The 17,033-nt window shown below is 72.7% G+C and carries 15 protein-coding genes; 9 read left to right on the top strand and 6 right to left on the bottom strand.

The annotated features are described in order from the left end of the window. Window positions 1-40 precede the first annotated feature (40 nt). Window positions 41-841, top strand: coding sequence for an SDR family NAD(P)-dependent oxidoreductase (locus tag ACFZA0_RS35520; RefSeq protein ID WP_391024666.1), 801 nt, complete (start codon window positions 41-43; stop codon window positions 839-841). 28 nt (window positions 842-869) lie between these two features. Here ACFZA0_RS35520 and ACFZA0_RS35515 read toward each other — a convergent pair whose 3' ends face one another. After that, window positions 870-1,235 (bottom strand): nuclear transport factor 2 family protein, encoded by a 366-nt coding sequence (locus ACFZA0_RS35515; RefSeq protein WP_391024664.1) that lies wholly within the window; start codon window positions 1,233-1,235, stop codon window positions 870-872. 119 nt (window positions 1,236-1,354) lie between these two features. Here ACFZA0_RS35515 and ACFZA0_RS35510 point away from each other — a divergent pair, with 119 nt between their 5' ends. Together ACFZA0_RS35510 and ACFZA0_RS35505 are read left to right on the top strand one after the other, a co-directional pair. Continuing rightward, entirely contained in the window at window positions 1,355-2,251 is an 897-nt protein-coding gene (locus tag ACFZA0_RS35510; protein WP_391024662.1) for a LysR substrate-binding domain-containing protein, read from the top strand. 210 nt (window positions 2,252-2,461) lie between these two features. Then, window positions 2,462-4,432, top strand: a complete 1,971-nt coding sequence (locus ACFZA0_RS35505; RefSeq protein ID WP_391024660.1) for a glycoside hydrolase family 15 protein — start codon at window positions 2,462-2,464, stop codon at window positions 4,430-4,432. 88 nt (window positions 4,433-4,520) lie between these two features. Here the strand turns inward: ACFZA0_RS35505 and ACFZA0_RS35500 are convergent, their stop codons facing one another. After that, window positions 4,521-5,420 carry an NAD-dependent protein deacetylase gene (locus tag ACFZA0_RS35500; protein WP_391024658.1) on the bottom strand — a complete coding sequence of 300 codons (900 nt, stop codon included), beginning with the start codon at window positions 5,418-5,420 and terminating at the stop codon, window positions 4,521-4,523. Window positions 5,421-5,735: 315 nt separating this feature from the next. Here ACFZA0_RS35500 and ACFZA0_RS35495 point away from each other — a divergent pair, with 315 nt between their 5' ends. The 6 genes from ACFZA0_RS35495 (at window position 5,736) to ACFZA0_RS35470 (ending at window position 10,286) form a co-directional block, all read left to right on the top strand. After that, window positions 5,736-7,283 carry a polysaccharide lyase family 1 protein gene (locus ACFZA0_RS35495; protein ID WP_391024656.1) on the top strand — a complete coding sequence of 516 codons (1,548 nt, stop codon included), beginning with the start codon at window positions 5,736-5,738 and terminating at the stop codon, window positions 7,281-7,283. Window positions 7,284-7,666: 383 nt separating this feature from the next. Continuing rightward, the gene (locus tag ACFZA0_RS35490) at window positions 7,667-8,548 is read left to right on the top strand and encodes an MEDS domain-containing protein (RefSeq protein WP_391024654.1); all 882 of its coding nucleotides are present in this window, start codon (window positions 7,667-7,669) and stop codon (window positions 8,546-8,548) included. A 186-nt stretch (window positions 8,549-8,734) separates the two neighbouring features. After that, on the top strand, window positions 8,735-8,893 hold the full coding sequence (locus ACFZA0_RS35485; RefSeq protein WP_391024653.1) for a hypothetical protein: 159 nt from the start codon (window positions 8,735-8,737) through the stop codon (window positions 8,891-8,893). Window positions 8,894-8,895: 2 nt separating this feature from the next. Beyond that, the gene (locus tag ACFZA0_RS35480) at window positions 8,896-9,168 is read left to right on the top strand and encodes a DUF4190 domain-containing protein (RefSeq protein ID WP_391024652.1); all 273 of its coding nucleotides are present in this window, start codon (window positions 8,896-8,898) and stop codon (window positions 9,166-9,168) included. Window positions 9,169-9,344: 176 nt separating this feature from the next. Continuing rightward, window positions 9,345-9,671, top strand: a complete 327-nt coding sequence (locus ACFZA0_RS35475) for a plasmid stabilization protein (protein ID WP_391024651.1) — start codon at window positions 9,345-9,347, stop codon at window positions 9,669-9,671. 27 nt (window positions 9,672-9,698) lie between these two features. Then, window positions 9,699-10,286 (top strand): DUF6328 family protein, encoded by a 588-nt coding sequence (locus ACFZA0_RS35470; RefSeq protein ID WP_391024649.1) that lies wholly within the window; start codon window positions 9,699-9,701, stop codon window positions 10,284-10,286. On the opposite strand, the gene ACFZA0_RS35465 is transcribed toward ACFZA0_RS35470, so the two are convergent. From ACFZA0_RS35465 to fdh, 4 genes are all read right to left on the bottom strand, one after another. Further along, a complete protein-coding gene (locus ACFZA0_RS35465) occupies window positions 10,264-11,448 on the bottom strand; it encodes an alcohol dehydrogenase catalytic domain-containing protein (protein WP_391024647.1) in 1,185 nt (394 codons plus the stop codon). The two genes, ACFZA0_RS35470 and ACFZA0_RS35465, sit on opposite strands and share 23 nt — an antisense overlap. 93 nt (window positions 11,449-11,541) lie before the next feature. Next, window positions 11,542-12,465 carry an NrfD/PsrC family molybdoenzyme membrane anchor subunit gene (gene nrfD, locus ACFZA0_RS35460; RefSeq protein WP_391024698.1) on the bottom strand — a complete coding sequence of 308 codons (924 nt, stop codon included), beginning with the start codon at window positions 12,463-12,465 and terminating at the stop codon, window positions 11,542-11,544. A gap of 56 nt (window positions 12,466-12,521) precedes the next feature. Then, complete coding sequence (locus ACFZA0_RS35455) at window positions 12,522-13,574, bottom strand: 4Fe-4S dicluster domain-containing protein (protein ID WP_391024645.1); 1,053 nt, start codon at window positions 13,572-13,574, stop codon at window positions 12,522-12,524. Then, window positions 13,571-16,873, bottom strand: coding sequence for a formate dehydrogenase (gene fdh, locus ACFZA0_RS35450; RefSeq protein ID WP_391024643.1), 3,303 nt, complete (start codon window positions 16,871-16,873; stop codon window positions 13,571-13,573). The genes ACFZA0_RS35455 and fdh overlap by 4 nt, the downstream gene beginning before the upstream one ends. Window positions 16,874-17,033 lie beyond the last annotated feature (160 nt).

Raw genomic sequence — 17,033 nt, 5'->3', positions numbered from 1 at the left:
GACCGTCACGGACGTGCCCGCACACGGAAGGACAGGGCGGATGGATCTCAAGCTCGTCGGCAAGAGGGCGCTGGTCACCGGATCGAGCAGCGGACTGGGGGAGGAGATCGTGCGGCACCTGGCGGCCGAGGGCGCCGCTGTCGTCGTGCACGGGCGTGACCGCGCCCGCGCGCAGTCCGTCGCGGACGCGGTCCGCCGCGAGGGCGGCGACGCCTCGGTCGCGCTGGGCGACCTCACCACGGACGCCGGGGCGGACGCGATCGCGGCGCGGGCGCTGGAGGGCGGGCCGGTGGACATCCTCGTGAACAACGCGGGCGTCTACGACCCCTCGCGGTCCTGGGCGGCCACCAGCTCCGCGGAGTGGGCCGACACCTACAACATCAACGTGATCTCCAGCATGCGCATGGTGCAGCGCCTGGTCCCCGCGATGCGCGCCCGGGGCTGGGGCCGCGTCGTCCAGATCAGCAGCGTCACCGGCACCATGCCGCAGGCCAGCCAGCCCCACTACGCGGCCTCCAACGCGGCGCGCGACAACCTCGCCGCGTCGCTCGCCCGCGAGCTGAAGCACTCCGGCGTCACCTCCAACGCCGTTGCCGCGGGCGGCATCCTGGTCCCCGCCTCCGTGGACCACCTCGTCGGGATCGGCCGCGAGAACGGGTGGGGCGAGACGTGGGAGGAGATCGAACCCGAACTCGTCGGCAACCTCGCGCCCAACGGCGTCGGCCGCATCGGCCGCCCGCACGAGTACGCGGCCCTCGTCACGTACCTGGCCAGCCCGAGGTCGGACTACATCAACGGCAGCACGCTGCGGGTGGACGGAGGCTGGTACGACGCGGCGTGAGCGGGGCGGCGGCGGCCGGGGGCACGGCTCAGGCGGTCGGCGGGGCGAACTCCGGCTGGTCCAGCAGACGCAGCCAACTGCCGTCCGCCTGCCGCCTCACCACCTGTGCCCGCGCCCCCGATCCGTCCTTCGGGGGAGTGGAGGTGAGCGCGACGTCGCCGCTGACGAGGGTGGGCAGCGGCTCCTCGAACGCGAAGTGCGGCCCCTGGGCCAGCACCTTCTCCCACAGGGCCCGGATCGCCTCCCGGCCCACCGTGTGCCGCCCCGGGGGATACGCCATCACGGCGTCCTCCTCGTAGAGCGCGGCGAGCCCGTCGGCGTCCCCGGCGTTGGCCCGCTCCACGAACAGCCGGGTGAGGTCCTCGGGCCGCATGGCCTTGGTGTGCGTCGTCATCGGTTCCTCCAGGTCGGCGGACGGAGAAGGGGCGGGCCGTTGCCGCCCGCTGTCCAGCCTCGGACCTCGCGTACGAGAAGTCCAACGCATGGTTCTCATGGAAACTAGAATCCCCGGTCATGGAACTCAGGCAGCTGGAGTACTTCGTCGCGGTCGCCGACGAGCGGAACTTCACCCGGGCCGCCGAGCGTGTGCACATCAGCCAGTCGGGGGTCAGCGCGCAGATCCGCCGCCTCGAACGGGAACTGGGCGCCGAGCTGTTCGACCGGTCGGCCCGCGTGGTGACGCTCACCGTGGCGGGCAAGGCCGTGCTCGAACACGCGCGGACGGCGCTCGCGGCGGCCGGGGCCGTGAGCCGGGTGGCGGGGGAGGTGACGGATCTCGTACGCGGCAGGCTGACCGTCGGGATGGTCGCGGGCTGCACCCTCGCCCCGCTCTTCGACGCCCTGGCCGCGTTCCACCGGGCGCACCCCGGCGTGGAGGTCTCCCTGCTGGAGGACCGCTCCGACCGGCTGGCCGACGACGTACGGTCCGGTGCCCTCGACGTCGCGCTCGTCGGGACCGCCGACGACGCCCCCGAGGGGCTGGAGGCGCAGGTCGTGGTCCGGGAGCGGCTCGTCGTCGCCTTCCCGCCCGGCCACCCGCTGGCCGGGCGCTCCCGGCTGGGCCTGCGCGACGTGGTCGCCCACCCGGTGGCCTGCATGCCGCCCGGCACCGGCCTCCGGGCGGTGCTCGACGAGGCGTGCGCCGCCCGGGGCGTACGGCCGGTGATCGCGTTCGAGGCCGGTGCGGCGGACGCCCTCGCCGACCTGGCGGCACGCGGCCTCGCCGTCGCCGTGCTCAGCGAGTCCATGGCGGGGCGGTACGACGACCGCCTGGTCCACCGGCTCCTCGCCGACGTGCCGGCGCACGCCCTGCTCGCACTGGTCCGGCGGCCCACGCACAGCCCGGCGGTGCGCGAGTTCGTGCGCCACGGCAGGCGCGCGTTCGCGGTGGGGGACGAGGCTTCCCGCTGAGAGAGCGGCGCCCAACATGTGCGGAAAGTGCCTTTCGCTCCTTATGGTGAATCAGGGGTCGGCGCGTGCCGGACTCCCGGCGCGGACCCCGTGAGCCGGGGTGCTTGAGCTGCCGCGTCCGGGCCCGGGAGGCGAGGCGACGATGCCGCACAGGGACGCGCGAAGGCCGGCGGGGCGTGGCGACACCGCCCGCGGACCACGGGACACGGCGTGAGCGGCACCCGGTCGCCCGGTGTGCGGCCGCTCGACCCGCCCTACCTGCCGATCGCGGAGCACGGCCTGATCGGCGACCTGCGCACCGCGGCACTCGTCGGCACGGACGGACGGGTGGACTGGTTCTGCGCCCCGCGCTTCGACTCGCCCAGCGTGTTCGGGGCGCTGCTCGACGCCGAGCGGGGCGGCCACTGGCACCTGGAACCGGACACCGAGATCGCCAACCGGCAGCAGTTCTACTTCCCGGACACCAACATCCTGATCACTCGCATGCTGACCGAGGACGGCATGGTCGAGGTGCAGGACTTCATGCCGGTGCTCAAGGAGCGCGACCCGGCACACGTCCAGCGACTGGTGCGCCGGGTCGTCTGCGTGCGCGGCCACATGCGGATGCGGGTGGCCGTCGCGCCGCGGTTCGACTACGGCAGGGAACGGCACCACGCGGAGCGGACGCCGACCGGGGTGCGCTTCACGGGCGGCTCCCTCACCCTGCGACTGCACAGCGACGTGCGCCTCGAACTCCACGACGGCGACGCGAGCGGGGCGTTCCCGGTCTCGCAGGGGGAGACGGTCCTGTTCGTCCTCGAACCGAGGCCGTGCGACGAGGAGGGGGCGCCCGGCCCGGCGGACCGCACCGGCACGGAGCAGAGCGCGGCCGAGGGTGCCGCGGACGGTACCGCCGCCGGTCCCGCCCCCGGCGGGAACCCGTGCCACCACGACGCCGACCGGAGCGAACAGGCCGAGGCCGACGTGCTGTTCGACGCGACGGTCGCGTTCTGGCGCAAGTGGCTGCGCCAGTCCACGTACGCCGGCCGCTGGCGCGAGATGGTGCACCGCTCGGCCCTCGCCCTGAAGCTCCTGACCCACGAACCGACCGGCGCCGTGATCGCCGCCCCCACCGCGGCCCTGCCCGAACACCTGGGAGGACACCGCAACTGGGACTACCGGTACGTGTGGATCCGGGACGCCGCGTTCTCCCTGTACGCGCTGCTGCGCCTCGGATTCACCGAGGAGGCCCAGGACTTCATCGCCTGGCTGACCCGCTGCCTCGACCGCGCGGACGACGGCCGGCTCGGGCCGCTGCGCGTGATGTACACGATCGACGGCGCCCCCTGCACCCCCGAACAGGAGCTGACCCACCTCGACGGCTACCGGGACTCGCGTCCGGTACGGATCGGCAACCAGGCCGTGCGGCAGCTCCAGCTCGACATCTACGGTGAACTCGTCGATTCCGTCTACCTGTTCAACAAGTACGGCGGCGGTATCGCGCACGAGACGTGGACCGGTCTCGGGCGCATCCTGGACTGGCTCCTCGACAACTGGGACGCCGCCGACCAGGGCATCTGGGAGACCCGCGCGGGGCGTTGCCACCACACCTACTCGCGGCTGATGTGCTGGGTGGCCGTCGAGCGGATGATCCGCATCGCCAACCAGCGCGGCCTGCCCGCCGACCTCGTGCGCTGGACCCGGGAACGCGACGCGATCTACCGGCAGATCATGGAACGCGGCTGGAACCCCGAACGCCGCACGTTCACCCAGCGGTTGAGCGAGTCGGAGGGCGAGACGCCACCGGCGCTGCTGGACGCCTCGCTGCTGCTGATGCCGATGGTCAAGTTCGTCTCGCCGCACGACCCCAGGTTCCGCTCGACACTTGACGCGATCACCGAGGAACTCGTCACCGACAGTCTTGTCTTCCGCTACGACCCCCGGATGACACCCGACGGACTCGACGGCACCGAAGGCACCTTCTCCATCTGCTCGTTCTGGTGGGTCGAGGCGCTGACCCGCACCGGCCAGACCGAACACGCGCGCCTGGCACTGGAAAAGGTCTTCACGTACGCCAACCACGTGGGCCTGTACGCCGAACAGATCGGCCTGACCGGCGAGCACCTGGGCAACTTCCCCCAGGCGTTCACCCATCTCGCCCTCATCAGCGCCGCGACGAATCTGGACCACACACTGGGCTGACCGCTGACCGCTGACCGCTGACCGCTGACCGCGTGCCGGACCGGACGGGTGAGCCCGCGCGCCGCCCGCCGATTCCCCCCGGCCGGGGTCAGGCGGGGAGCACCGTCCGTGCGACGACCTCGGTGAGCGCCTCGCCGAGCGGGAGTTCGACGCGGCGCTCGGCCCACTGGTCGCCCCTGGTCCCGCCCCTGTTGACGATCAGGACCCGCTTGCCCGACCGCGCCGCCTGCCGCACGAAGCGCAGCCCCGACATCACGGTGAGGGACGAGCCCAGCACGAGCAGGGTGGCCGACGCCTCGACGAGGTCCCGGCACAGGGCGACGCGCTCGGGCGGCACGTTCTCCCCGAAGAACACGACGTCCGGCTTGAGCATGCCCGTCCCGCACACCGCGCACGGCACCACCCGGAAGTCCGCGACGGCCTCCTCGGGCAGGTCCACGTCGCCGTCCGGGTTGATCCGCGCCGCGCGGTGCCGTTCGGCGGCGGCCTCGAAGCCGGGGTTGGCCGCCCGCAGCCGCAGGTCCAGTTCCGCGCGGTCGCTGACGTGACGGCAGTCCAGGCACACGACGCGATCGAGGCCGCCGTGCAGTTCGACCACGTCCCGCGCGCCGGCCGCCTGCTGGAGCCCGTCGACGTTCTGTGTGATCACTCCCGTGACGTGCCCCGCCGCCTCCAGTGCCGCGACGGCGCGGTGACCCGCGTTCGGCAGGGCGCCGGTCATCGCCCGCCACCCCACCTGGCTGCGCGCCCAGTACCGGCGCCGGGCCGTCTCGTCGCCCGTGAACTCCTGGAACGTCATCGGGGTGTGCTTCCGCAGGGTGCCGTGCTCCCCGCGGTAGTCGGGCACACCGGACTCGGTGGACAGCCCGGCGCCGCTCAGCACGGTCACCCGGCCCGCGCGCACGGCGTCGACGACGGGGGTCAGGTCCGTGGTGGGCGCGGGCAGGCCGTCGGAGGGTTCCCAGGTGAGCGTCGGTCGCGTGCGCATACCAGCCAGAGTACGCACGAGCGGCACGGAACCGGCCGACCGCCCGCACCCCGTCCACCGTGCCCCGCCGCCCCCGGCGGGCTCGTGGGGCGACCGCCACGCGTGCCGCTCGGCGGGCGGAGGAAAGCCCTTTCTCCCTTGGTGCGTCTCGTCCTTCAGCTAGTGACGCGACTCTTGTCAGCCCGGCGCGCCCAGCTCTACCCTCCCGGGGAGAAAGCGCTTTCTCTCTCTGATGCACCCGCACCCGCACCACCCGCACCCGCGGACGGCTGTGCGACAGCCGGCACCCGACGGCGAACGAGGAGACGGACCACCATGAGAAAACCGGTCTTACTGAGGCTGTACGCGACGCTGGCCACCATGGCCGTGGCGGCCGCGACCGGACTGGCCCTGTCGATGCCCGAGGCCTCTGCCGCCACGGGCGGGGTCACCGGTTACGCGACGCAGAACGGCGGCACCACCGGAGGCGCCGGCGGCCAGACCGTGCGCGCCACCACCGGGACCCAGATCCACCAGGCCCTGTGCAACCGTGCCAGCAGCAGCACGCCGATCATCATCCAGGTCGAGGGCACCATCAACGCGGGCAACACCACCAAGGTGTCCGGCGACAGCTGCAACACCGCGGCCGACAAGATCGAGCTGAAGCAGATCAGCAACGTCACGCTCGTCGGGGTCGGCAGTGGCGCCGTGTTCGACCAACTGGGCATCCACGTCCGCGAGTCCAGCAACATCATCATCCAGAACGTGACGGTCCAGAACGTCAAGAAGTCGGGCTCGCCCGTCTCCAACGGCGGCGACGCCATCGGCATGGAGAGCGACGTCCACAACGTCTGGGTCGACCACAACACGCTGCTCGCCTCGGGCGGCGAGGACGAGGGCTACGACAGCCTCATCGACATGAAGGCCACCACCCAGTACGTGACGGTCTCCTACAACGTGCTGCGCAACTCCGGGCGCGGCGGCCTGGTCGGCTCCAGCGACAGCGACCTGGACAACACCTACATCACGTTCCACCACAACCTGTACCAGAACATCGACTCCCGCACGCCCCTGCTGCGCGGCGGGACGGCCCACATCTACGACAACTACTACACGGGCCTGAACGAGTCCGGCATCAACTCCCGGGCCGGCGCGAAGGCGAAGGTGGAGAACAACTACTTCGAGGACTCCGCCAACCCCCTCGGCACCTTCTACACCGACCTGCCCGGCTACTGGCAGGTCAGCGGCAACATCTTCGACAACGTCACCTGGGCCGCCCCGGACGACGAGACCAACCCCGCCGGTTCCAACCCGACGTCCACCACCACGGTCAGCATCCCGTACGCGTACACCCTCGACGCCGCGAGCTGCGTGCCGTCGATCGTGAGCCAGACCGCGGGCGCCAACAAGGGACTTCAGGTGTCCAACGGCAACTGCACCGCGCAGACGCCGACTCCCACCCCGACCTCCACCGCCACGCCGACCCCCACCCCGACGACCACGCCGGGCAACCCGACGGGGACCAACCTCAGCCTCACGGCCGCCGCGGACGGCTCCAGCAAGGCGTCGGGCACGAGTTACGGCAACGTGCGCGACGGCAGCCTGACCACCTACTGGTCGCCGGCCGGTGCGACGGGGTCCGTCTCCGTCAAGTGGGGCTCCGCCACCACCGTGTCGAAGGTCAACATCCGTGAGGCGTCCGGCTCCACGGGGGCGATCGGCTCGTATCGCGTCCTCAACGCCGACACCGGCGCCGTTCTGGCCTCCGGCAGCGGCGCGGGGGTCATCAGCTTCCCGGCGACCTCCCTGCGCAAGGTCACCTTCGAGATCCTCGCCTCGTCCGGGACGCCGAAGATCGCCGAGTTCGAGACCTACGCGGGTTAGCACCACCCGGGCGGTACACGGTGGCGGTCAAGTTCACCGCCCAGGCACCGTGTTGGCCGTTCACACCTGCGGTGCGGGGCGCGACCGGGCGAACGAGGGCGCCCGGGAGCACCCCGCACACCGTCGACCGGGCGGTGGACCGGACCCGGCCAACGGCCGCCGGAGGCACGTCCCGTGGCGCTGAACTGCGCGAACGGGCGCCCGCGCCGGGGGACATGACAACGCCACGATGCCTCCGGGCTCGCCGCTTGTCCGAGCACACGAGCTGCGGGGCCCCACGGCAGTACAGTGGCAAGGGACTTCTGCCGGCCGGCGGTGCCGAGGGACGGCGACAGGGCCGGGGACGGGCTGGTGAAGAGCGTGGTAGCGGGGTGAGGACGCGGGTGGGCCGGGCACGCCCGGCCGAGGACGCGCGCCAGGGCGACCATCTGTGCCTGGCGTTCGCCGACGACCTCGAACAGCGCCGCGTGATGACCGCGTATCTGCGTGCCGGGCTCGAACGCGGCGAGCGGGTGATCTACTACGCCGACCGGAACACCCCCGAAACGGTGCTGAGTTGGCTGCGCGCGGCCGGAGTGGACCCGACGCCCGCGCTGCGCTCCGGACAGCTCGGCGTGACGACGGCGGACGACAGTTATCTGGCGGCGGGCCCCTTCGACCCGGACGCCATGGTGGCCGCCCTGCACAAGGAGGTCGCCGACGCCCTGGCGGCCGGCTACCGGGGGTACCGGGTCAGCGGCGAGATGTGCTGGGCGACGCGGGGCGTGCCCGGGGCCGAGCGGCTGGGCGAGTACGAGACGAAGGTCGACGAGGTGTTCGCCGGGCGCCCGGCTTCGGCGATCTGCCAGTACGACGCCCGGCGGTTCGCCCCCGCCGAGCTGGACGCGTTCGAACGCCGTCACCCGGCGACCGTCGAGCTGACGCCCCTCTACGACGACGCCGTGCTGCGGCTGGTGCCGTACTTCCGGTCGGGGCGGCGGGCCGTCCGCGTGGCCGGCACCGTCGACCACCGCACGACGCAGGCCCTGGCGGCGGCACTTGAGGCGGTGCGCGGCTGGTCCGGCGACGTGTGGCTGGACATGGGCGACCTGGAGTTCATCGACCTGGCGGGCCTGCGGGCCCTGGTCGCCGCGGCCGAACGGCTGCCGGACGGGCGGCGGTTGCACATCGTCGAGCTGGCACCCCTGCTGAGCCGGGTGGTGTCCGTGGTCGGCTGGGACACGTCGCCCTCCCTGACCGTCCGCGCCCGGGAGGGCCGGGCCTGAGCCCGGTCCGGGCGGGACGGCCGGGCCCCGGGCGACCGCGTGCGGCGGTCGCGTGCCGCGGCGACGGCGTCAACTCCCCACCGACTCCGTACGGATGACTTCCGTTTCAGGGGTTACCCGTGAGTCACAAGAGCCGCGCGACGGCGCGCGGTGCTGTGACGACCTGGTTCCCCAAGGAGTCGATCGGTGCTCTTCCTCGTAGTGGCGCTCATCCTGCTGGCGTGCCTGCTGGGCTCGGTGGCCTACCTGCCCCTGCCCGTGACCGTGGTCGCGGCGGTGGTGATCGCGGTGTGGCTCGTCGTCTTCACGACACGGGAGCGGCGCCGCCGCGCGGGGAGGGCGTGACCATGCGTCTCACCGCCCCGCCGAACCGCGAGACCGGCCGTCGTGACACCGAGGGCATGGCTGTCGCGTCCTTCGTCCTGGGACTCGTCGGCCTGCTCGTCCTCAACGTGGTCCTCGGCCCCGTGGCCGTCGTCCTGGCCCTGACCGCGCTCAGGCGGGACACCCCGCGCAGGTTCCGTGCGTTCCTGGGCCTCGGCCTCGGTCTGGCCGACCTGGTCGTCTTCGCCGTACTGCTCGCGGTGCACGGCACCACCGGGTGGTCGGTGATCAGCTGACGGCCGGGTACGGGAGCCGCACGGGCGCGGGCGCGCCGCGGGTTCTCCCGGGCTCACCCGGAGTGTTCTTCCCGGAGTGCGGTACCCGGGGGCTTCGGCGACCGTGGAGAGGGCCGGCCCGCCGCCGGCCACCGGAAGTGAGCGTCAGAGTCGTCCCGTTCGAGAGGAGAGCCGACATGCCGGCCGGATCCAGCAGGAAGCGCGAGCGTCAGTACGAGCACGTGAAGGAGAGCGCCGAGCGGCGCGGTGAGCCGACCGGCCGCGCGAAGGAGATCGCCGCCCGCACCGTCAACAAGGAGCGGGCCCGCGCCGGTGAGGCGAGGACGAGCAGCCCGGTGTCCACCAAGGACCCCAAGTCGGCCTCGCAGCGCGGCGGTGAGCGTTCCCACTCGGGCGCCCAGGGCCCGACCCGCGACCAGCTCTACGCGGAGGCCCGCAAGAAGAACGTCAAGGGCCGCTCGACGATGACCAAGCAGCAGCTCGAGCAGGCCCTGGGCCGCTAGGGACCGGGAGCGGAGGGGGCGGGGAGCATGAGCGGACCGGAACGGACCGGCGGCGCCGCGAACGGCGACGGCGCCGCCCGTGACGCCGTGCCCGGCGACGGGCGCGACGAGACGGGCGAGGAACGGGCCGACCGGATGTGGGGCGACCTCATCCAGGAGGTCCGGGTGGCCCAGACGGGGGTGCAGATCCTCTTCGGGTTCCTGCTCACCGTCGTCTTCACCCCGCACTACGCGCGGCTCCAGCAGGCCGACCGCGCCATCTACATCGTGACGGTCGTGCTGGGCGCCGCGGCGACCGGTGCGCTGATCGGACCGGTCTCCCTGCACCGGATCGTCTCCGGCCGCCGCATCAAGCCGCAGGCCGTCCGCTGGGCCTCCCGGCTGACCTTCGTGGGGCTCCTGCTGCTGCTCGGGACCATGACGTCGGCCCTGCTGCTCGTGCTGCGCGTCGCCACCCACGACCACTACGTGCCGTGGCTCGTCGCGGGGGTCTTCCTCTGGTACGTGGCCTGCTGGTACGTCCTGCCGCTGTGGGCGCGGCGCCGCGACGACCGGCGGCAGGACCCGCCGGACGCCACCGGCGCCGGCGACCCTACGGCTCGAGCAGGGTCTTGACCATGCCGTCCTCCTTGGCCTGGAACATCGCGTAGGCCTTCGGGGCGTCCTCAAGCGGCATCGCGTGCGTCTTGAACGAGTCGACGCCCAGCGGGTCCTCGTCGGTGAGCAGCGGCAGGATGTCCGGCACCCAGCGCCACACGTTGGCCTGGCCCATCCGGAGCTGGATCTGCTTGTCGAACATGGTCAGCAACGGCATCGGGCTCGCCGCGCCGCCGTAGACACCCGACAGGGACAGGGTGCCGCCCCGGCGCACCATGTCGATGCCCGCGTGCAGGGCGCCGAGCCGGTCGATGCCCACGTTCTCCATCAGCGGCTGCGCCACCGCGTCGGGCAGCAGACCCGTCACCCACTGGGCCGCCTTCGCGAAGGGCGCGCCGTGCGCCTCCATGCCGACCGCGTCGATCACGGCGTCCACGCCGCGGCCGTCGGTGAGGTCGCGCACGGCGTCGCCGATGTCCTTGCCGTGACGGCGGACGTCGAGGCACGTCACGCCGTGGGCCGCGGCGCGGGTGAGGCGGTCGGGCACCAGGTCGATGCCGATGACCCGCCCCGCGCCCCGGTGCTGGGCGATGCGGGTGGCCATGTCGCCGATGGGGCCGAGGCCCAGCACGGCGACGGACCCGCCCCGGGGGACGTCGGCGTACGCCACGGCCTGCCACGCGGTGGGCAGCACGTCGGAGAGGTAGACGAAGCGGTCGTCCGGCGGGCCCTGGGGGACCTTGATCGGGAGGCTGTCGCCGAACGGCACCCGCAGCAGCTCGGCCTGGCCGCCGGGCACCTGCCCGTACAGCTTGGTGTAGCCGAACAGGGAGGCGCCCATGCCCCGGTCGCGGTTCTGCGTCGTCTCGCACTGCGAGTTCAGGCCCTGGTCGCACATGTGGCAGTTCTGGCAGGACACGTTGAACGGGACGACCACACGGTCCCCGACGGACAGGGTCCGCACCTCGGGGCCGACCTCCTCGACGATGCCCATGGGCTCGTGGCCCAGGATGTCGCCGGGGTCGATGAAGGGCCCGAACAGTTCGTAGAGGTGCAGGTCGGAGCCGCAGATTCCGGAGGACGTGACGCGCACGACGATGTCGTCGGGCTTCTCGATGCGCGGGTCCGGCACCGTCTCCACGCGGACGTCCCGCTTGCCCTGCCAGGTCAGAGCGCGCATGTCGGTTTCCTCCAGCGGTTGGTGAATTGTTCCGTCCGCTACGAGTCCCCGCCCCGGGCCGGGTGACACATTCCGTCCGGAGCCCGCGTCCGCCTACGGCTGCCGCTCCTCCGCCCGCTCGCGAGCCTCGCGTGCCTCCCGGGCCGCGCGCTGGGGGAGCACGGTGTACCGGGGGTCCTCGGCCGAGGCGACCCCGGCGGCGAAGATGCCGAAGCGGGTGAGCGCCGACCCCGCGAGCAGCCCGGCACCGCCGATCGCGGCGGCCGTGCGGCTGCGGCCGCCGAACAGCGCGGTGCCCGCCCCGAGCAGGGTGAGCGCCTTCGCCCCGCGCAGCAGCGCGCCCGCCCTGCCCTGCCGGTAGGTCTCGGCGACCAGCCCGAGCCGGGTCTCCGCCGCCCGCAGGACGGTCTGCTCGGCCGCGGCGGCCAGCACCGCCGCGCAGCGGGCGGGGGAGTTCTCCGCGACGGGGGCCACCGCCAGGGCCATGCCGGAGGCGGCGGCCGTCGCGGACGCGGCGAAGACGTACGGGAGTTCGCGGTGGACGTCGTGCCAGGCGGGTACGGCGGTGTCCGCGGCGAGCACGGCGGTGTAGGTCGCCACGAGCGGGCCGAGCACGGCGGCCCCCGCGGTCGCGGCGGCACCGGCCCGCGGCAGGCGGCCCGTCACCGCGCACAGCGCGGCCCCGCCGGCGGCCGGGCCGTACGCGCTGAGCAGCCAGGAGCCCACGCTCATGGGCGAGGTCGGCTTCAGGACACGCAGCATGTTAACGAAACGGCCCGGCCGGCCGAGGTCGTTGACCAGCGCGGCGGCCGACAGGCCGATCGCCCCGAGGGACGACACCTTCATCGCGGTGGCCGTCGTCGTCCGGCCGGTCAGATGGGCGCCGGCGGCCAGTACCGAGCCGGCCCCGGCGAGGCCGCCGAGGAAGAAGTACCCGGCGATGTCACGCGCCGCCCAGGACGGCGCCTTGATCACCGGCCGCCCGTAGTAGGACTCGAACTCCGCCCGGGGCACCATCAGTTCCTCGCCCCGCCGTTTCTTCCCCCGGCGCGGGGACTGCTGGGGTGCGGTGGTCATCGGTGCCCCTTTCGGCGGGCGAACTCCGGCAGGACGAAGGCGAGCGCGAGGCCGCCGACCAGGGCGCCGGCCGCGCGTCCGGCGTGCTTCCACATGGCGGGCAGGTCACGGGTGGTGACGACGGGGTCCGGGGGCAGTCCGTAGACCTCGGGGCGGTCGAGGAGGAGGAAGAAGGCGCCGTCGCCGCCGACGCCGTCGTCCGGGTCCTCCCCGTACAACTGGGCGCCCTCCACCCCGGCCTGCCGCAGTTGGTCCACGCGCAGGGCGGCCCGCTCGCGCAGTTCGTCCAGCGGGCCGAACTGGATGGACTGGGTGGGACATGCCTTGGCGCAGGCCGGCTCCTGCCCCGCGGTGAGCCGGTCGTAGCACATGGTGCACTTGAACGCCCGCCCGTCGTCCGGACGTTGCTCGATGACACCGTACGGACAGGCCGGTACGCAGTAGCCGCAGCCGTTGCAGATGTCCTGCTGGACGACGACGGTCCCGAACTCGGTACGGAACAGCGAGCCGGTCGGGCAGACGTCCAGACACGCGGCGTGCGTGCAGTGCTTGCACACGTCGGAGGACATCAGCCAGCGCAACTCGCCCGCCTGCCCGCCCTGTTGGACGGTCTCGGCGACGGAGGCCGGACCTCCGGCGGCGGCGCCGCCACCGCCACCGCCGCCGCAGCCGCCACCGCCTCCCGAACCGCAGCCGCAGCCCGACCCGCCCTCCTCGGCGCGGCCGGACTCCGTTGCGGTCAGCGGGAGTTGCCTGCGGTGCTCGGCCTCCGGCGGTCCGGCCGGCACGCGTTGCTCGATGAACGCGACGTGGCGCCACGTGGAGGCGCCCAGCCCCTGCGTGTTGTCGTAGCTCATCCCGCTGAGCGAAAGACCGTCCTCGGGGACGGCGTTCCACTCCTTGCACGCCACCTCGCACGCCTTGCAGCCGATGCACACCGAGGTGTCGGTGAAGAAACCCACGCGCGGGGGCGCGTCGGTGTGGCCGGCGTCCCGCGCCGGATCGGGCTCGGGACCGCTGAGCAGGCCGCTGGGAGGGTTCTCGCTCACTTCCGGGTCTCCGTTCCCGTTCCGGTGGTGCCCGGCCCCGTGGTCTCCGTCCCGGTGGCCTCGGTGATGCCGGCCCGCCGGCGGTACTCGGCGACCATCTCGGGCAGGGCGGCCCCGCGCGGACGGCGCCCGGGACGGATGTCCGCCGTCAGCGCCTTGTCCTCCTGGATATGGGCGTTGGGGTCCAGTGCGATGGCGACCAGTTCGTTCACCGCGTCGCCGGTGACCACGCCGTTCGGGCCCCAGTGGAAGGGCAGCCCGATCTGGTGCACGGTCCGGCCGTGCACCCGCAGCGGGGCCAGCCGTTCGGTCACCATCACGCGTGCCTCGATCGCGTTGCGGGCGGTGATGATCGTCGCCCACCCGCCGTGCTCCAGACCACGTTCGGCGGCGAGCTGCGGCGACAGCTCGCAGAACAACTCCGGCTGGAGTTCGGAGAGATACGGCGACCAGCGGCTCATCCCGCCCGCCGTGAAGTGCTCGGTCAGCCGGTGCGTCGTGACGATGTACGGAAAGACACCGGCACCCGGCTCGTCCGGCCCGGGGTGGTAGCGGTTGCCCTCCCGCGGCAGCAACTGCCGTACCGGGGAACGCGAGACGTCGGGGTAGAGCAGGTTGGTGAAGGGGGAGTCCTGCGGCTCGTAGTGCGTGGGCAGCGGGCCGTCCTCCAGTCCCGCCGGTGCGTAGAGCCAGCCCTTGCCGTCGGCCTGCATGATGAACGCGTCGTCGCCGCGCAGCGCCGCGGGCCCCCTCGCGTCCTCGGGCGGCACGTGGCCGGGGGCGAGGTCGGGCACGAAGTCGGGCACGTCCCGCCCCGTCCAGCGGCCGGCCTCCGGGTCCCACCACACGTACGCCTTGCGCTCGCTCCACGGGGTGCCGTCGGGGGCGGCGGACGCGCGGTTGTAGAGGATGCGCCGGTTCGCCGGCCACGCCCAGGCCCAGTCGGCGGCCACCCAGTCCTGCTCGGTGTGCGGGGTGCGCCGCGCCGCCCGGTTCACGCCGTCCGCGTAGACACCGCAGTAGATCCAGCAGCCGCACCGCGTCGACCCGTCGTCCTTCAGCTCCGTGTACGCGGACAGCGGCGCGCCGTCCGGGCCGTGGCCGTTGATCTCCGCGAGCACGGCCGCCGCGACGGGCTCGTCCGTGGGGCCCTCCACCGGGTAGTCCCACGTCAGGTCGAGCAGCGGACGGTCCATCGGGTCGGTGGACCCGGCCAGCCGCTCCTTGACGCGGCGGCCCAGGTGGTACATGAACCACAGGTCGCTGCGGGTGTCGCCCTGCGGCTCGACGGCCGCGTGGTGCCACTGGAGCCAGCGGTTCGTGTTCGTGAACGACCCGGACTTCTCGGTGTGGGCGGCTGCCGGGAAGAAGAACACCTCGGTCCCGATGTCGGCGGTGCGCAGCTCGCCCGTGTCGATCTCCGGCCCGTCCTTCCACCACGTCGCCGACTCGATGAGGGAGAAGTCCCGCACGACGAGCCACTCCAGGTTCGCCATGCCGAGCCGCTGGAGCCGCGTGTTGGCGGAGCCCACCGCCGGGTTCTCCCCCATCAGGAAGTAGCCCTTGCAGGTGCCGTCCAGCTGCGCCATGACCGTCTCGTACGTGGAGTGGGAGCCGGTCAGCCGCGGCAGGTGGTCGAAGCAGAAGTCGTTGTCGGCGGTGGCCGCGTCGCCGTAGTACGCCTTCAGCAGGCTCACGAAGTAGGACCGCATCTCCGCCCAGAAGCCCTTGTCGGTGCGGCTCGCTGCGATGAACGCGTCCAGGTCCTCGTGCGCGTGGGCGTGCGGCATCGGCAGATATCCGGGCAGCAGGTTGAACAGGGTCGGGATGTCGCTCGAACCCTGGATCGAGGCGTGGCCGCGCAGCGCCTGGATACCGCCGCCGGGCCGGCCGATGTTGCCCAGCAGCAGCTGGAGGACGCTCGCCGCCCGGATGTACTGCGAGCCCACCGAGTGCTGCGTCCAGCCGACCGCGTACACGAAGGCACTGGTGCGCTCGGGTCCCGAGTTCGAGGTGAGCGCGTCGCACACGGCGAGGAACGCCTCGCGCGGCACGCCGCAGGTCTCCTCCACGAGCTCCGGCGTGTAGCGGGCGTAGTGCCGCTTGAGGATCTGGTAGACGCAGCGCGGGTCCTGGAGGGTCTCGTCGCGCTCCGGGAAGGGGTGGGCCTGCGCGCCGCCCGAACCCTGCGTCTCCGGCATGCCGGTGCCGCGCACCTGCCGCTTCGCCTCCGCCGTGCGCTCCTCGTACTGCTCGTCGACGTCGCCGGTCGGCTGCTGCACGCGCCCGCCCCGGTACTGCCAACTCGCTTGGTCGTAATGGTGCTTGGCGTCGTCGAGACCGGAGAAGACGCCGCCGAGGTCCTCGGTGTCGCGGAAGTCCTCGCCGACGAGGGTGGCCGCGTTGGTGTACGCGAGGACGTACTCCCGGAAGTCCTTCTCCTCCGTCAGCACGTGGTTGATGATCGCGCCGAGGAACGCGATGTCGCTGCCCGCCCGGATCGGGACGTGCCGGTCCGCGAGCGCGCTGGTGCGCGTGAACCGGGGGTCCACGTGGATGATGCGGGCGCCCCGCGCCTTGGCCTCCATCACCCACTGGAACCCGACGGGGTGCGCCTCCGCGAAGTTCGAGCCCTGGATGACGATGCAGTCCGCGTGCTGGAGGTCCTGCATGAACGTCGTGGCGCCGCCCCGGCCGAACGAGGAGCCGAGACCGGCGACCGTGGAGCTGTGGCAGACCCGCGCCTGGTTTTCCACCTGGACCACGCCGAGCCCCGTGAGGAGCTTCTTGATGAGGTAGTTCTCCTCGTTGTCGAGGGTGGCACCGCCCAGGCTCGCGATGCCCATCGTGCGGGCCGTCCGCTTCCCCTCGTGCTCCCACTCCCAGGTCCTGCGCCGGGTCTCCACCACCCGGTCGGCGACCATGTCCATGGCCGTCTCCAGGTCCAGCGGCTCCCAGTCGGTGCCGTACGGGCGCCGGTACAGGACCTGGCGGCCCCGGCTCTCGGACGTGGTGAGCTGGAGCGTCGCCGACCCCTTGGGGCACAGCCTGCCGCGGCTGATCGGGGAGTCCGGGTCGCCCTCGATCTGCACCACGCGGTCGTTTTTGACGTACACCTGCTGGCCGCAGCCGACGGCGCAGTACGGGCAGACCGACTTCACCACCCGGTCGGCCGAGTCGGTGCGTGGGCGCAGGTTCTCGGTGTCCGGCGACATCGCCGCCCGGCCGCGCCCCAGCCTGTCCGTCCCGGTGACCTGCCGGTAGGCGGGCCAGCGGCGGAGCAGTCGGCGAGCACCCATCGTTCCTCCCACACGTCCGAGGGTGGCGGCGGGGTTCGGCCGGCCCCGGGAACTCCGGGCCCTGGGTACCCCGCGGCGTCGCGTACACACCCTGGCTCTCACCGTGTACCGCTCCGGGCCCCGGCGCCACACGGGCGGGGCGGCGACCACCCGGCCACGG

The sequence above is a fragment of the Streptomyces sp. NPDC008150 genome (assembly GCF_042956945.1).
Classification (GTDB): domain Bacteria; phylum Actinomycetota; class Actinomycetes; order Streptomycetales; family Streptomycetaceae; genus Streptomyces.
This window is presented reverse-complemented; position numbering and strand designations above follow the sequence as displayed.

What these genes read in the sequence shown, in the direction of transcription:
- ACFZA0_RS35520 (WP_391024666.1), top strand. Translation starts at nt 41, where the DNA reads ATGGATCTCAAGCTCGTCGGCAAGAGGGCGCTGGTCACCGGATCGAGC.
- ACFZA0_RS35515 (WP_391024664.1), bottom strand. Translation starts at nt 1,235, where the DNA reads ATGACGACGCACACCAAGGCCATGCGGCCCGAGGACCTCACCCGGCTG.
- ACFZA0_RS35510 (WP_391024662.1), top strand. Translation starts at nt 1,355, where the DNA reads ATGGAACTCAGGCAGCTGGAGTACTTCGTCGCGGTCGCCGACGAGCGG.
- ACFZA0_RS35500 (WP_391024658.1), bottom strand. Translation starts at nt 5,420, where the DNA reads ATGCGCACGCGACCGACGCTCACCTGGGAACCCTCCGACGGCCTGCCC.
- ACFZA0_RS35495 (WP_391024656.1), top strand. Translation starts at nt 5,736, where the DNA reads ATGAGAAAACCGGTCTTACTGAGGCTGTACGCGACGCTGGCCACCATG.
- ACFZA0_RS35480 (WP_391024652.1), top strand. Translation starts at nt 8,896, where the DNA reads ATGCGTCTCACCGCCCCGCCGAACCGCGAGACCGGCCGTCGTGACACC.
- ACFZA0_RS35475 (WP_391024651.1), top strand. Translation starts at nt 9,345, where the DNA reads ATGCCGGCCGGATCCAGCAGGAAGCGCGAGCGTCAGTACGAGCACGTG.
- ACFZA0_RS35470 (WP_391024649.1), top strand. Translation starts at nt 9,699, where the DNA reads ATGAGCGGACCGGAACGGACCGGCGGCGCCGCGAACGGCGACGGCGCC.
- ACFZA0_RS35465 (WP_391024647.1), bottom strand. Translation starts at nt 11,448, where the DNA reads ATGCGCGCTCTGACCTGGCAGGGCAAGCGGGACGTCCGCGTGGAGACG.
- nrfD (WP_391024698.1), bottom strand. Translation starts at nt 12,465, where the DNA reads ATGGTGCCCCGGGCGGAGTTCGAGTCCTACTACGGGCGGCCGGTGATC.
- fdh (WP_391024643.1), bottom strand. Translation starts at nt 16,873, where the DNA reads ATGGGTGCTCGCCGACTGCTCCGCCGCTGGCCCGCCTACCGGCAGGTC.